Here is a 13,877-nt window from a genome sequence, read left to right as displayed (position 1 = left end):
CGACGAGTCAACAAAGGAGTCAACCATGGAAACCAACTGGTCCAAGGTTGTGGAAGTTTTTACCAGCGGTATCGTCGGCGTCTTCCTGGTGATGGTGCTGCTGCAGATCCTGACCCAGCTCAACACCAGGATCATCGACCTGATTGAACGCTGGAACAAGAACGAAGACGCGGGAGAATAAGCCATGCTGGACATCCTCAAGGACCTTATTTTTTCCAGCGGCGCGGTCAGCCTGACCGGCGGCAACATCGTCATGTGGCTGGTGGCCTTTGTCCTGTTCTACCTGGCCATCAAGAAACAGTACGAGCCGCTGCTGCTGCTGCCGATCGCCTTCGGCATCCTGGTCGTCAACCTGCCGCTGACCTTTCTGATGCAACCCGAACACGGCCTGATCTGGTTCTTCTATCATTACGGAATCCAGTTCGACATCATTCCGCCACTGATCTTCCTCGGGCTCGGGGCGATGATCGATTTCGGCCCGCTGATCGCCAACCCCAAGACCCTGCTGCTGGGCGCCGGGGCCCAGGCCGGACTTTACGTCACCTTCTTCGCCGCGATCCTGTTCGGCTTTGATCTGCAAGAGGCCGGTTCCATCGCCATCATCGGCGGGGCCGACGGCCCGACCACCATCTACCTGACCTCCAAGCTCGCGCCCCATCTGCTCGGTGCCACGGCGGTCTCGGCCTACGCCTACATGGCGCTGGTGCCGATCATCCAGCCGCCGATGATGAAGCTGCTGACCACCGAAAAGGAGCGCAAGATCGTCATGACCAAGCTGCGGCCGGTGAGCCGCCTGCAGAAGGTCTGCTTTCCGATCGTCACCGCCATGACCATCATGCTGGTGGTGCCGCCGGCCGCCCCGCTGATCTCGATGCTGATGCTCGGCAACCTGTTCAAGGAATCGGGCGTCGTCGAACGGCTGACCAATGCCTCCGCCAACGAGCTGATGAACATCGTCACCATCTTCCTCGGCCTGTCGATCGGCGCCACCATGACCGCTTCGACCTTTCTCAACCCCAAGGTGCTGTTCATCTTTTTCCTCGGGCTGTTCGCTTTTGTGGTCAGCACCGCAGCCGGGCTGCTGATGGCCAAGCTGATGAACCTGTTCCTCAGGGACAAGATCAACCCGCTGATCGGCGCGGCCGGGGTCTCGGCGGTACCGATGGCGGCCCGCTGCGTCCACAAGGTCGGCTCCGAGGCCAACCGGCGCAACTACCTGCTGATGTACGCCATGGGGCCGAACGTGGCCGGCGTCATCGGCACGGTGGTCGCGGCAGCCATTTTACTGAAAAACCTTGGTTAAAGGTCAGCCTCACGCTCGTTCGCTCTGCTCACTCAAGACGCAGAGGCACAGAGAAAGGCCCTGACGTCTCTGCGTGAGATAAAGGTTTTACAAGATCTTTCCCAACCAACGTAAAAAAGGAGAAAAACCATGGCTGAACTGATTGCTCCCATCGCCGGAAACGTCTGGAAAATCCTCGTGGCCGAAGGCGACAAAGTGGAACTGGATGACGAGATGATCATCCTCGAAGCCCTGAAGATGGAAACTCCCATCTACTGCGACGAAGGCGGTACCGTCACCGCCATCAAGGTCAAGGAAGGGGACGCGGTCAACGAAGGGGATGTTCTGGCCGTGATTGACTGAACCTGGCTGCAGGGGCGCCGCTTGCTGCGCCCTTCCCGGGATCGTCTTTTTGATGCTTTCGCAAAAAGCATCAATAGTGTTGGCTAAGCAAAAAGCGCCAGCAGCAAGGCGTGCGATTGTCGAGCAATGAAGCGTACTTACGTACGTTGAAGCAGCGAGACAAACGCAGCAACGCAGCTGCTGGTGAGTTTTTGCGACGCCATCCTTTTTGATCATCATCTGATCTCGGCCGTGGGCGCGGCAAGCAGCGCCCCTACCACGAAAGGGATTCATCATGTCACGCAAACAGACGCCATTACGCCCGTACTTTGAGAAAATGCCCGAGATCGGCAAGCCGCTCAGGGAAGGAGAGGTGCGCCGCTCCCAGGCCAACGTTGAACTGATCCGCGAGCAGGAAGAGATCATCGCCCGGGAACTTGAACGGGTGAAAAACGCCGGCATCCCCGCCGAGAAGGTTCACAGCCGCGGCGGGATGACCATCTACGACCGCCTCGACTACCTGGTCGACGAGGGCACCTGGTGCCCCCTGCACAGCCTCTACAACCCGGCAAACAATGAGGAGGGCTGTACCGGGGTTGTCAACGGCATCGGCAAGATCGAGGGCAAATGGGCGGTGATCATCGGCTTCGACAACAAGGTCATGGCCGGCGCCTGGATCGCCGGGCAGTCCGAGAACATCCTGATGGTCACCGACATGGCCAAGCGGCTCAACGTGCCGCTGGTCTGGCTGACCAACTGCAGCGGCGTCAAGCTGATGGAGCAGGAGACCGTCTACGCCGGCCGCCGCTCCAGCGGCGCGCCCTTCTATCGCCACGCCGACCTCAACCATCTGGGTATCCCGATCCTCAACGGCATCTACGGCACCAACCCGGCCGGCGGCGGCTACCAGGGCATCAGCCCGACCATCCTGCTGGCCCACGAGGGGGCGAATATCGCCGTCGGCGGCGCCGGCATCGTCGGCGGCATGAATCCCAAGGGTTACATCGACGAGGAGGCCGCCCGGGCGCTGATCGAAGGCACCCGGAACTTCAAGGGCAAGGTGCCGGGGCGGGTGGAAACCCACTTCGACCAGACCGCCTACTTCCGCGAAGTCCACGATACCGAGCAGGGCGTCCTCGACGGCATCAAGGACTACATGCGCAAGATGCCCGCCTATGACCCGACCGTGTTCCGGGTGGCGGAACCGGCCGCGCCGAAGCTGCCGGTCGAGGATCTCAACCTGATCCTGCCGGCCAACCAGAAGCGGCCCTATGACGCGATCCAGATCCTGGCGCGGCTGACCGACAACAGCGAGTTCATGGAATACCGTCCCGATTACGGCCGCGAGGTCTTTACCGGCATCGCCAAGATCGACGGTTTCCCGGTCGCCTTCATCGGCAACCGCCAGGGGATCTTCCCCGGCTATCCCGACTACGCCGAGGGCGCCTATCCCGGCGTCGGCGGCAAGCACTATCGCGAGGGACTGATCAAGCAGGGTGAGTTCGTCACCCTCTGCGGCCGCGACAACCTGCCGATCATCTGGCTGCAGGACACCACCGGTATCGATGTCGGCGACCTGGCCGAAGAAGCCGAGCTACTCGCCCTCGGGCAGTCGCTGGTCTATTCCATCGAACAGACCGAGCTGTCGATGATGTGCGTGGTACTGCGCAAGGGCACCGCCGCGGCGCACTACATCATGTGCGGTCCCCAGGCCAACAACAACAACGCCTTCACCCTCGGCACGCCGCTGACCGAGATCTACGTCATGCACGGCGAAACCGCCGCCGCGGCCTCCTACGCCCGGCGCCTGGTCAAGGAAGAGGATGCCGGCAACGACCTGGCCCCGACCCTGGAGAAGATGAACCGGATGATCCAGGACTACCAGGAGAAGTCGCGGCCGGCCTACTGCGCCATCAGCGGTTTCGTCGACGAGATCGTCTCGCTGCCGGAACTGCGCCGCTACATCCAGGCCTTCACCGGGGCCAACTACCAGAACCCGAAATCGATCACCCCGATCCACCAGATGCTGCTGCCCCGCATCATCAGGGGCTGAGCCCTGCTGACGGCTGGAGCCGCGGCAAACGCCGGCACGACGTCCCCCCTTTTCCCGGACCTCCTCTCCCGGGGAAAGGGGGGATTTAACTCCCGTCGATCTGGCCCGGCCCCGAAAGGAGTCGTAATTTGACCGCCAACCGTATCGCCGCCCATTACGCCCGCCAGAATCTCGAAGCGACGATCATGGCCGCCATCGAGAGCGCCGGCGTCGATCTGCGACACCTCTCCCCGCAAGACCTGGCCCCGCTGGACGAGTTTCATGTCGGCGGCCGCAGGGCGACCCTCGAACTGGCCCGGCGCCTGGACCTCGAAGCAGATACCCGGGTACTGGATGTCGGTTGCGGACTCGGCGGCCCTTCCCGCTGCCTGGCCCTTGAATTCGGCTGCCGGGTCACCGGCATCGATCTGTGCGCGGGCTACTGCCGCCTCGCCGAAACCTTTGCCCGTCATCTCGGACTGGATGAACGCGTCTGCTACCGACAGGGGAACGCCCTTGAGCTGCCCTTTGCCGACGGCAGCTTCGATCTGCTCTGGACCCAGCACGCGGCGATGAACATCGCCGACAAGGCCGGACTCTACGCCGAAATGTGGCGGGTTCTGAAACCGGGCGGGAAACTGGCCATCTATGATATCCTCAGCGGCAAGAGCGGGCCGGTGCACTTCCCGGTCCCCTGGGCGCGCGAGGCGTCCATCAGCCACCTGGCAACCGCCGGGCAGCTGCGGACGCACCTCGAAACCGCCGGTTTTCAGATCCTCGATTGGCGGGATACCACCGCACAGGGCCGCGACTGGTTCCGACGCCAGGGTGAACGGATCAGAAAGAACGGTCTGCCGCCCCTCGGCATCCACCTGCTGCTGGGCAACGATTTTCAGCAGATGGCCCGCAACCAGGTGCGCAACCTCGAAGAGGGGCGCATCGCCCTGATCGAAGCCATCGTTAAACGACCATAAAAGGATACTTTCATGTCCGAGGATCTCGCGAAAAAGACTGCCGGTACGGCCGCCCTTTACTTCAACGGCGTGGAGGGTGAAAAACCTTACGAATTGTGGAAATCCTTTGATCGCGGCCTGGCCCGTGACCTTTCGCTGTTTATCACCGGGCAAATGTACGCTCGCGAGGTGCTTCCGCACCCGACCCGGCAGCTGGTGGCCGTCGCCACCCTGACGGCACTGGAAAAGAGCGAAGAGCTGGAACTGCACCTCAAGGCGGCGCTCAACGTCGGCTGCAAACCGCGGGAACTGGCCGAAGTGATCTTCCAGACCGCGGTCTACGCTGGCGTCCCGGCCATGAACCAGGGGCTCAAGGTGCTGCGCGCGGTCCTGCAGCAGGCGGACCTCTGGCCGATCCCATGACTTAAACCTGATTCAGGTTAAACAACCCACAGGAACATCATGAAATTTACCGGAACCGATTCCTACGTTGCCACCGATGATCTCAACCTGGCGGTCAACGCCGCCATCACCCTCGGCCGCCCCCTGCTGATCAAGGGCGAGCCGGGCACCGGCAAGACCATGCTCGCCGAAGAGGTCGCCCGCGCCCTCGGCATGCCGCTCTTCCAGTGGCACATCAAGTCGACCACCAAAGCCCACCAGGGGCTCTACGAATACGATGCCGTCTCCCGGCTGCGCGACTCGCAGCTCGGCGACGAGCGGGTCCACGACATCAGCAACTACATCGTCAAGGGCAAGCTCTGGGAAGCCTTCGAATCGGAACAGCGGGCGGTGCTGCTGATCGACGAGGTCGACAAGGCCGACATCGAGTTTCCCAACGACCTGCTGCAGGAACTCGACCGGATGGAGTTCTACGTCTACGAGACCCGGCAGCTGATCCGGGCGAAGCACCGCCCGGTGATCATCATCACCAGCAACAACGAGAAAGAGCTGCCGGACGCTTTTCTGCGCCGCTGCTTCTTCCACTACATCCGCTTCCCCGACGCCGGGACCATGGCGCAGATCGTCGAGGTTCACTACCCGGGCATCAAGCAGAACCTGCTGCGGGCCGCCCTGGAAACCTTCTTCGGCATCCGTGAGGTGCCCGGTCTGAAGAAGAAGCCCTCCACCTCCGAGCTGCTCGACTGGCTCAAGCTGCTGGTGGCCGAGGATATTCCCCCCGAGGCCCTGCACAGCAAACAACCCGGCAAGGCGATCCCGCCGCTGCACGGCGCGCTGCTGAAGAATGAGCAGGATCTGGGGCTGTTTGAGAAGTTCGCGAGAAAGGCACGAAGCGCTTTTTAACGCCTGAATCAGTGAGTTCCTGTTGGATGGAGAGTGCAAGTGCTTGGCCTGAATGAGGTTTCCAAAAATCTGAAGCGCACCCATAGGTTCGCTGGTGATTTTTGGGAAGCTCAGGCAGATCAATGACTTGTGCTGTCCGCCGACAAGGGACTCACGGATTCAGGCAACGGAGAGCCGCGGAGAAGGAGGGACGCAGAGAGAAACAAAAGCCTCTTCTTTGATTTTAAAATCCAAAAAAGATTTCTCTCCGCCTCTGCGTTAAATGTTTTTTGCCTTTGAAAGATTCTACCCATGCTGGTCGACTTTTTTCTGCAACTGAAACAGGCCAAGATCCCGGTCACCATCCGCGAATACCTGGGACTGCTCGAAGCCCTCGACAAGCAGGTGGTCTGGGGCAACGTCGAGGATTTCTACTACCTGGCGCGGCTCTGCCTGGTCAAGGACGAGACCCACTTCGACAAGTTCGACCGGGTCTTCGCCCAATATTTCGACGGGATCGAGAACCTCGGCGAGGAGCTGGAGGCTGAAATCCCCGAGGAATGGTTGCGCAGGCTGAGCGAACTGATCCTCTCCGAGGAAGAAAAAGCACAGATCGAAGCCCTCGGCGGCTTCGAAAAGCTGATGGAGACCCTGAAAAAACGCCTGGCCGAGCAGCAGGAGCGCCACCAGGGCGGCAACCGCTGGATCGGCACCGCCGGCCGCTCTCCGTTCGGCGCCTACGGCTACAATCCGGAGGGTATCCGCATCGGTCAGCATGAGTCCCGCCACCGGCGGGCGGTCAAGGTCTGGGACCGACGGGAATTCAAAAACCTCGACGACTCGGTCGAACTCGGCACCCGCAACATCAAGCTCGCCCTGCGGCGGCTGCGACATTTCACCCGCGACGGGGCGCCGGAGGTCCTCGACCTGCCGGCCACCATCCGCGCCACCGCCGATAACGCCGGCTGTCTCGACCTGCAGTTGGTTCCGGAACGCCACAACAAGGTCAAGGTGCTGCTGTTCTTCGATGTCGGCGGCTCGATGGACGAACACATCCGGGTCTGCGAAGAACTCTTCTCCGCCGCCCGCAGCGAGTTCAAGAACCTCGAATACTTCTACTTCCACAACTTCATCTACGAAAGCGTCTGGCGCGACAACCAGCGCTACCGGGCCGAGCGGATCGACCTGCACGACCTGATCAACACCTACGGCTCCGACTACAAGCTGATCTTCGTCGGCGACGCGGCGATGAGCCCCTACGAAATTTCCATGGTCGGCGGCAGCGTCGAACACTACAACGACGAAGCCGGCTACATCTGGTGCCAACGCCTGCTCGACGCCTACCCCGACGCCATCTGGCTCAACCCCACCCCGCACGGCTGGTGGCACTTCACCCAGTCGATCGGCATGGTCCGGCAGATCATGGACAAGCGGATGTTTCCCCTCACCCTCGAAGGGCTGGAGCAGGGCATCCGGCTGCTGAGCCGGTCGGTGGGGTGAACCCGGTCGCAACAGAACACGTCCCCGACCCTTTTCCCCGAAGAACAGAACCATCCCCCCCGCACAACCCGCATACCGGCATCACCGCCCGTTCGGTTTGCCACCCTCCCCCTTAAATCTGACACCTGAATCAGTGAGCTCCTTGTTGGCGGATAGCCCAAGTCATTGATCTGCCTGAGCTTCCCAAAAATCACCAGCGAACCTAGGGGTGCGCTTCAGATTTTTGGAAACCCCATTCAGACCAAGCACGTGCACTCTCCATCCAACAGAAACTCACTGATTCAGGTGACAGTCCGAAACCAACGGCAATAATTTCAGCCTGTTGAATGTGAGATTTTTTTGAGATTGTATCGTTACAATGGATTGGATTTGGAACAGCGCGAGATGTTGTGAATTATTCTGTCACAATGGTCGGAGAAAATAGAACCCGTATGGGCGACCGTCCGGGCGCCCATACGGAGGCAGCGATAACATCAACGGCGGGATTTTCATTACGACGCATTCTGTCGCATAGCTGGAGAGGATAGGAACAACCATCCATAAATCGGGAGGGGACCATGACAATTCCCAGAAGATCATTCCTGAAAACGCTCTTGCTGTTGTTGCCGGCCGGATTGACCCGCACCGCCGCGGCCACCCCACAACGGCGCTATCGGCTGAACAGGTTTTCCGTCGCCGGGTTTCAATATTACGCCGGGCCGCGCCTGGTCGCCCGCATGGCTGCCGGCGCCGTGCTTGACCTGGTCGCCGAACCGGACAACCCCCATGACCGTTATGCCGTGCGCATCGACTGGCGCAGCCACAAACTCGGCTATGTGCCGCGCAGTGATAACCACCACCTCAGCAGGCTGTTGCGGCAGGGAGCGACATTGAACGCCCGGGTGCTGAAGGTCGACCCGCATACGGCCCCCTGGCAGATGCTGAAGGTCGAGGTGGAGTTGGAGGTTGGATGATGGAATTTTATGCGCATTCGACCGATTCGCCGGATAAGGAGGATTGGCAGCCGCTGGAAGAGCATCTGCGAGGGGTGGCGGAACTGGCGGAGAAATTTTCGGCGGCGTTCGGGGCCGGGGATTGGGGGCGGCTGGCTGGCCTGCTGCATGATGCCGGCAAAGCGACCAGCCGATTTATCGAACGCCTCGAAGGAAGTTCTCGGAGGGTTGATCATTCGACCTTCGGCGCGCGCCTGGCGGCAGAGGAGACCGGTCCGTTCGGCAAACTTTTGGCCTACGCCATAGCCGGACACCACGGTGGTCTGCCGGATGGTGGCACACAGGAATCAGAACTTCACTACCGGCTGAAACTCAGCAAGGTTCCGGATGATGTCGTCCTCCTCCCGGAGATTGAACTCGGCAACAAATTACGTCCGCCATTCAGAGCAGACCGGCAGCACGCCGGTTTCAGTCTGGCATTTTTTACCCGGATGTTGTTCTCCTGTCTGGTGGATGCCGATTTTCTCGATACCGAAAGGTTCTGTTCCCCGGAGAAAAGTGGCGCGCGCCCTGATTCGATTGCATCGCTTACCGACCTGCGGGACAAGCTTGATGCCCACCTGACTGACCTTGCCGTTCACGCCGAGCCGACAGCCGTCAACCGCCTGCGACAGGAGATCCTCGCCCAGTGCCGAAGCAAAGCCCGCTTGAAGCCGCAGATTTTTTCCCTGACCGTACCGACCGGCGGCGGCAAAACCTTGTCATCCCTGGCATTCGCGCTGGATCATGCGGTTGCGAACGGACAGAGCCGGGTCATCTATGCCATTCCCTTCACCTCGATCATCGAACAGAACGCAAAAGTCTTTCAGGATATTCTCGGCCGCGAGCAGGTGCTGGAGCATCACTGCAACTACAAGGAAAGTGACCAGCCGGAGGAAGCCGGGTACAATCGCCGGAGGGGTCTGGCAACAGAGAACTGGGACGCACCGCTGGTCGTGACCACCAACGTCCAGTTCTTCGAATCGCTGTTCAGCAACAAGCCGTCCCGTTGTCGCAAGCTGCACAACATCGCCGGCAGCGTAATCGTTCTGGATGAAGCCCAGACGATTCCCACCGAATACCTCGAATCCTGCCTGGCGGCGCTGCGTGAACTGGTCGAGCATTACCGTTGCACAGTGGTACTCTGCACCGCTACCCAGCCGGCGCTGGATGACAGCACTCTGCGCAACCGACTGCCGGCGATCTGTGAAATCATCGATCAACCACAGCGACTCTACCGTGACTTGTGTCGTACCCGGGTTGAGTTTGTCGGCCAATTGTCAAATGAAGCTCTGGTCGAAAAACTGGCCACAGAGGATCAGGTGCTCTGCATCGTTTCGACCAAGCCGCAGGCACGGGCGCTCTTCGAGCGGCTGCCGGAAACAGAGGGGAACTATCATCTTTCCACCAATATGTATCCGCAACATCGGCGTCGGGTGCTGAACAAAATCCGTCTGAGGCTGAAACAGGAAAAGTCCTGTCGGGTCGTTTCGACCTCCTTGGTTGAGGCGGGAGTCGATCTTGACTTCCCGGTTGTTTACCGGGCCATGGCCGGCCTCGATTCCATCGCCCAGGCCGCCGGGCGCTGTAACCGGGAAGGAAAGCTGAATGAGATTGGTCAACTTGGCCAGGTTTACGTCTACGAACCGGAGCAGCCGCCACGCATGCCCTGGGTCAAGCGTTGTGCCTCGCGGGCGGCCGAGGCGCTGCGCAGCCTGCCGGAGGCCGACCCGATCGGCCTGGAAATGATGCGGCGCTATTTCGCGCTGCTCTACGATGTGCAGGAACTGGATAAAAAGAAGATTTATCCACTGCTGAACCAGCTGACTCCGGAACTCTATTTTCCCTTTCGCGAGACTGCCGAGGCCTTCCGCTTTATCGAGGATGAAACCGTCGGAGTGATCATACCAGGCGAAGCCGAAGCGGAAATGCTTGTTCAGCAACTGCGTTACACAGAGTTTCCACGAGCGGTTCTGCGAAAACTGCAAACCTACACGGTCGCGGTGCGCTCCAGGGAATTTGCCGTACTGAATTCCGCCGGCGCGTTGGAGATGGTGGCGGAACAGTTTCCGGTGTTGAGGAATCTGTCCGCTTATCAGGACAGTGTCGGCCTTTGCATCGATGAAAGCGAAGTCTGGAACCCGGAAGAACTTATCTCATAATCAAGGAGGAAGCCTATGGCCTATGGAATCAAGCTACGGGTGTGGGGGGATTATGCCTGCTTCACCCGTCCCGAAATGAAAGTGGAGCGTGTCTCTTACGATGTGATGACGCCCTCTGCCGCACGTGGAATCCTGGAGGCGGTCCATTGGAAACCCGCGATCCGCTGGGTGATCGACAGGATTCATGTCCTCCGCCCCATCAAGTTCGACAATGTCCGTCGTAACGAAGTCAGTTCCAAGATCCCCAAGCCGAACCCCGTCACCGCCATGCGGGACAAGAAGCAACTCTATTTTCTGGTCGATGACGGCAAGAATCGCCAGCAGCGCGCCTCGACCCTGCTGCGTGACGTCGAGTATGTCATCGAGGCCCATTTCGTGCTGACCGACAAGGCCGGCCCTGACGACAACGAGGGCAAGCATCTCGATATCTTCAACCGGCGCGCGAAGAAGGGGCAGTTCTTCCATCAGCCCTGCCTTGGCTGTCGCGAGTTCCCCGCCTCCTTCGAACTGCTTGATGGCGAAATCCCTGAATCCTGCTATGCCGGCGAATCGAAAGACCTCGGCTACATGCTGCTCGACATCGACTTCGCCAACGAGATGACCCCCCTGTTTTTCCGCGCCACCCTGGAGAACGGTGTCATCTCACCACCGTCGCCCTTCTCCGAGGAGGTGCGAGCATGATTCTGCATGCCTTGAACAGCTATTACCAGCGGATGCAGGATGACCCCGATGCCGCAATGCCTGCCTTCGGCACCAGTATTGAGAATATTTCGTTTGCCCTGGTACTGGGAGAGGATGGTTCGCTGCGAGATATCGAGGATTTGCGGGAAGGAGGCGGAAAGAAGCTCAAACCGCGCAAGTTGCCGGTACCGGCTGCGGTAACGCGAACCTCCGGGGTCAAGGCCAACTTTATCTGGGACAAGGCCGCCTACATTTTTGGAACTGACGGCGATGGCGCAACGACTAAGAATCTTGAGCGCTTTGACGCCTTCCGCGAACTGCTGACCACAGTTTGTGGCGATCTTGAGGACCCTGGTTACCAGGCGGTGCTACGCTTTTTGCGGTCCTGGAATGCCGAGCAGACCGAAGGAGCGGTTTCCCGGTTCCAACCGTGGGAAGAGGTCTGCAACGCCAACCTGGTCTTTCGTCTCGATGGCACTCCGGGCTTTATCCATGATCGCCCGACGGTACATCAATGCTGGATCGAATACGGACAGACCGCATCCGATGCGCCCCTTGGGCAATGCCTGATCAGCGGTGAAGAAAATGCACCGCTGGCGCGGGTACATACGCCGATCAAGGGGGTACGCGGCGGACAGAAATCAGGCGGCTACATCGTTTCGTACAATGCTTCGGCCTTTGTCTCCTACAAACAGGACAAAGCCTCTGTTGCTGAAACCTCAGCCTTTGCCTACACCACCGCCCTCAACGCCCTGCTTGCCAGCGACAGTCGCCAGAAGGTCAGTATCGGCGACACCACCTATATCTTCTGGGCCGAGCGGAAAAATATTGCCGAAGAACTGTTCGCTGACTTCTTCGCCCCGCCGGAAGAAGAGGGAAAATCAGCACCGGCAAGCCGGGACGATCGGCAGACCGCCGCGAATATCAGAGGGCTGCTGAAGGCCGTACGCGATGGCCGCAGACCGGTCGATTTTCTGCCCGAACTCGACGAAAATGTGCGCTTTTATATCCTTGGACTGGCCCCCAACGCCGCACGGTTGTCGATCCGCTTCTGGGCGACCGACAGCCTGGGCAACCTGCTGACCCGGGTCAGTCGGCATTATGAACAGCTGGACATTGTCCGGCAGTACGACAGCGAGCCGGAATTTCCGCCGCTATGGCGCCTGCTGGTACAGACCGCAACCCTCGGCAAGGGAGAGAATATTTCACCCGTACTTGCCGGTGGCCTCACCCGCGCCATGCTTACCGGCAATCCCTATCCGAAAAGTTTATTGCCCGTTGTTCTCGACCGTATCCGTGCCGAGCAGGATGTAACCTATTTTCGCGCTGCATTGCTGAAAGCATTTTTGCTGCGCAATACAAAAATGGAGGAGGTGACCGTGTCTTTAAATCCCGAAAGGACAGATTTGCCCTATCTGTTGGGGCGGTTGTTTGCTGTTATCGAGAAAACCCAGGAGGAGGCGGTTCCCGGCTCCAATGCCACCGTCAAGGATCGTTACCTGGCAGCCGCTTCGGCAACGCCGGGCCTGGTGTTTCATCTGTTGCTGAAGAACCGGACCAATCACATCGCCAAATTGCGTAAAGACCCGGAGAGAAAAGGGCGGGCGGTGTACCTGGAGCGTCTGACCCAGGATATCATCGCCGAGTTCAACGACTACCCGAAAACTCAGGCCCCCGAACAGCAGGGGCTGTTCATGATCGGTTACTACCATCAGCGCAAAGACTTTTACACCAAGAAAACTCAGGAGGGATAAACCATGACCGCAATCGCCAATCGCTACGAGTTCGCACTGCTTTTCGATGTTGAAAACGGCAACCCCAACGGTGACCCCGATGCCGGCAATACACCGCGCGTCGATCCGGAAACCGGGTACGGCTTGGTCACTGATGTCTGTCTGAAGCGGAAAATCCGCAACCATGTCGCCCTCGCCAAGGAAGGGGCCGAGGGGTACAGCATCTATGTGCAGGAAAAGGCCGTTCTCAATCGCACCAACGAGATGGCCTACAAACAGTTTGACCTTAAACCGGAAAAGAAAAAATTGCCGAAAAATATTGAAGACGCGAAAAAAATCACCGGCTGGATGTGCGCCAATTTCTACGACATCCGCAGCTTTGGTGCTGTCATGACCACCGAGATCAACTGTGGTCAGGTGCGTGGCCCGGTGCAATTGGCCTTTGCCAAAAGCGTCGATCCGATCCTGTCACAGGAGGTCAGCATCACCCGCATGGCGGTGACCAACGAAAAAGACCTGGAAAAAGAACGCACCATGGGGCGCAAACATATCGTTCCCTATGGTCTTTACGTCGCCCAAGGCTTTATTTCTGCTCCCCTGGCTGAGAAAACCGGGTTTTCTGATGAAGATCTGGAACTGCTCTGGAATGCGCTGATCAACATGTTTGAGCATGACCGATCCGCTGCCAGAGGCCTGATGAGCAGCCAGAAACTGTTCGTCTTCAAGCATCAGGACAAGCTCGGCAACGCCCCCGCCCACAAGCTGTTCGACCTGATCGAGATCAAGCGCAACAGCCGCACCGAAGGTCCGGCGCGTTCGTTCAAGGATTACGATGTGACAGTCGGGGATGCTCCGAACGGGATCGAGATCATCGAAATGCTGTAATCCAGATCATGCGGGGTACAGCGTGTACCCCGCACCTGATTCAACTTGGGGG

The 13,877-nt window shown here is 59.3% G+C and carries 13 protein-coding genes; all 13 read left to right on the top strand.

Translation table 11 applies throughout. From position 1 onward, the window contains the following. The first annotated feature begins 25 nt into the window (after window positions 1–25). The 13 genes from C2E25_RS17440 (at window position 26) to cas7c (ending at window position 13,825) form a co-directional block, all read left to right on the top strand. Window positions 26–181: a hypothetical protein gene (locus C2E25_RS17440; protein ID WP_158247121.1), complete on the top strand. Its 156-nt coding sequence runs from the start codon at window positions 26–28 to the stop codon at window positions 179–181. Window positions 182–184: 3 nt separating this feature from the next. Next, entirely contained in the window at window positions 185–1,303 is a 1,119-nt protein-coding gene (locus C2E25_RS04310) for a sodium ion-translocating decarboxylase subunit beta (RefSeq protein ID WP_199177361.1), read from the top strand. Window positions 1,304–1,432: 129 nt separating this feature from the next. Continuing rightward, on the top strand, window positions 1,433–1,645 hold the full coding sequence (locus tag C2E25_RS04305; protein ID WP_103114558.1) for an acetyl-CoA carboxylase biotin carboxyl carrier protein subunit: 213 nt from the start codon (window positions 1,433–1,435) through the stop codon (window positions 1,643–1,645). A gap of 274 nt (window positions 1,646–1,919) precedes the next feature. Beyond that, the gene (locus C2E25_RS04300) at window positions 1,920–3,677 is read left to right on the top strand and encodes an acyl-CoA carboxylase subunit beta (RefSeq protein ID WP_103114557.1); all 1,758 of its coding nucleotides are present in this window, start codon (window positions 1,920–1,922) and stop codon (window positions 3,675–3,677) included. A gap of 128 nt (window positions 3,678–3,805) precedes the next feature. Then, window positions 3,806–4,630, top strand: coding sequence for a class I SAM-dependent methyltransferase (locus C2E25_RS04295; protein WP_233189333.1), 825 nt, complete (start codon window positions 3,806–3,808; stop codon window positions 4,628–4,630). A 12-nt stretch (window positions 4,631–4,642) separates the two neighbouring features. After that, window positions 4,643–5,032, top strand: coding sequence for a carboxymuconolactone decarboxylase family protein (locus C2E25_RS04290; protein WP_103114556.1), 390 nt, complete (start codon window positions 4,643–4,645; stop codon window positions 5,030–5,032). Window positions 5,033–5,071: 39 nt separating this feature from the next. Then, window positions 5,072–5,914 carry an AAA family ATPase gene (locus C2E25_RS04285; RefSeq protein ID WP_103114555.1) on the top strand — a complete coding sequence of 281 codons (843 nt, stop codon included), beginning with the start codon at window positions 5,072–5,074 and terminating at the stop codon, window positions 5,912–5,914. Window positions 5,915–6,205: 291 nt separating this feature from the next. Next, the gene (locus C2E25_RS04280; RefSeq protein ID WP_103114554.1) at window positions 6,206–7,393 is read left to right on the top strand and encodes a vWA domain-containing protein; all 1,188 of its coding nucleotides are present in this window, start codon (window positions 6,206–6,208) and stop codon (window positions 7,391–7,393) included. Between the two features lie 557 nt (window positions 7,394–7,950). Continuing rightward, window positions 7,951–8,346 (top strand): HIRAN domain-containing protein, encoded by a 396-nt coding sequence (locus tag C2E25_RS04275; RefSeq protein WP_103114553.1) that lies wholly within the window; start codon window positions 7,951–7,953, stop codon window positions 8,344–8,346. Continuing rightward, window positions 8,343–10,526 carry a CRISPR-associated helicase Cas3' gene (gene cas3 / locus C2E25_RS04270; protein WP_199177360.1) on the top strand — a complete coding sequence of 728 codons (2,184 nt, stop codon included), beginning with the start codon at window positions 8,343–8,345 and terminating at the stop codon, window positions 10,524–10,526. The genes C2E25_RS04275 and cas3 overlap by 4 nt, the downstream gene beginning before the upstream one ends. Window positions 10,527–10,541: 15 nt before the next feature. Beyond that, window positions 10,542–11,207 carry a type I-C CRISPR-associated protein Cas5c gene (cas5c, locus tag C2E25_RS04265; protein ID WP_103114552.1) on the top strand — a complete coding sequence of 222 codons (666 nt, stop codon included), beginning with the start codon at window positions 10,542–10,544 and terminating at the stop codon, window positions 11,205–11,207. After that, a complete protein-coding gene (cas8c, locus tag C2E25_RS04260) occupies window positions 11,204–12,961 on the top strand; it encodes a type I-C CRISPR-associated protein Cas8c/Csd1 (protein ID WP_103114551.1) in 1,758 nt (585 codons plus the stop codon). Before cas5c ends, cas8c begins: the two co-directional genes overlap by 4 nt. A 3-nt stretch (window positions 12,962–12,964) precedes the next feature. Further along, window positions 12,965–13,825 (top strand): type I-C CRISPR-associated protein Cas7/Csd2, encoded by an 861-nt coding sequence (cas7c, locus tag C2E25_RS04255; RefSeq protein WP_103114550.1) that lies wholly within the window; start codon window positions 12,965–12,967, stop codon window positions 13,823–13,825. Window positions 13,826–13,877 lie beyond the last annotated feature (52 nt).

It is taken from the genome of Geothermobacter hydrogeniphilus (assembly GCF_002898515.1).
GTDB lineage: Bacteria > Desulfobacterota > Desulfuromonadia > Desulfuromonadales > Geothermobacteraceae > Geothermobacter_A.
The sequence above is the reverse complement of the archived record's forward strand: the minus strand, read 5'-3'. Positions and strand labels throughout refer to the sequence as shown.

What these genes read in the sequence shown, in the direction of transcription:
- cas7c (WP_103114550.1), top strand. Translation starts at nt 12,965, where the DNA reads ATGACCGCAATCGCCAATCGCTACGAGTTCGCACTGCTTTTCGATGTT.
- cas8c (WP_103114551.1), top strand. Translation starts at nt 11,204, where the DNA reads ATGATTCTGCATGCCTTGAACAGCTATTACCAGCGGATGCAGGATGAC.
- C2E25_RS04285 (WP_103114555.1), top strand. Translation starts at nt 5,072, where the DNA reads ATGAAATTTACCGGAACCGATTCCTACGTTGCCACCGATGATCTCAAC.
- C2E25_RS04290 (WP_103114556.1), top strand. Translation starts at nt 4,643, where the DNA reads ATGTCCGAGGATCTCGCGAAAAAGACTGCCGGTACGGCCGCCCTTTAC.
- C2E25_RS04280 (WP_103114554.1), top strand. Translation starts at nt 6,206, where the DNA reads ATGCTGGTCGACTTTTTTCTGCAACTGAAACAGGCCAAGATCCCGGTC.
- C2E25_RS04300 (WP_103114557.1), top strand. Translation starts at nt 1,920, where the DNA reads ATGTCACGCAAACAGACGCCATTACGCCCGTACTTTGAGAAAATGCCC.
- C2E25_RS04310 (WP_199177361.1), top strand. Translation starts at nt 185, where the DNA reads ATGCTGGACATCCTCAAGGACCTTATTTTTTCCAGCGGCGCGGTCAGC.
- cas3 (WP_199177360.1), top strand. Translation starts at nt 8,343, where the DNA reads ATGATGGAATTTTATGCGCATTCGACCGATTCGCCGGATAAGGAGGAT.
- C2E25_RS17440 (WP_158247121.1), top strand. Translation starts at nt 26, where the DNA reads ATGGAAACCAACTGGTCCAAGGTTGTGGAAGTTTTTACCAGCGGTATC.
- cas5c (WP_103114552.1), top strand. Translation starts at nt 10,542, where the DNA reads ATGGCCTATGGAATCAAGCTACGGGTGTGGGGGGATTATGCCTGCTTC.
- C2E25_RS04275 (WP_103114553.1), top strand. Translation starts at nt 7,951, where the DNA reads ATGACAATTCCCAGAAGATCATTCCTGAAAACGCTCTTGCTGTTGTTG.
- C2E25_RS04305 (WP_103114558.1), top strand. Translation starts at nt 1,433, where the DNA reads ATGGCTGAACTGATTGCTCCCATCGCCGGAAACGTCTGGAAAATCCTC.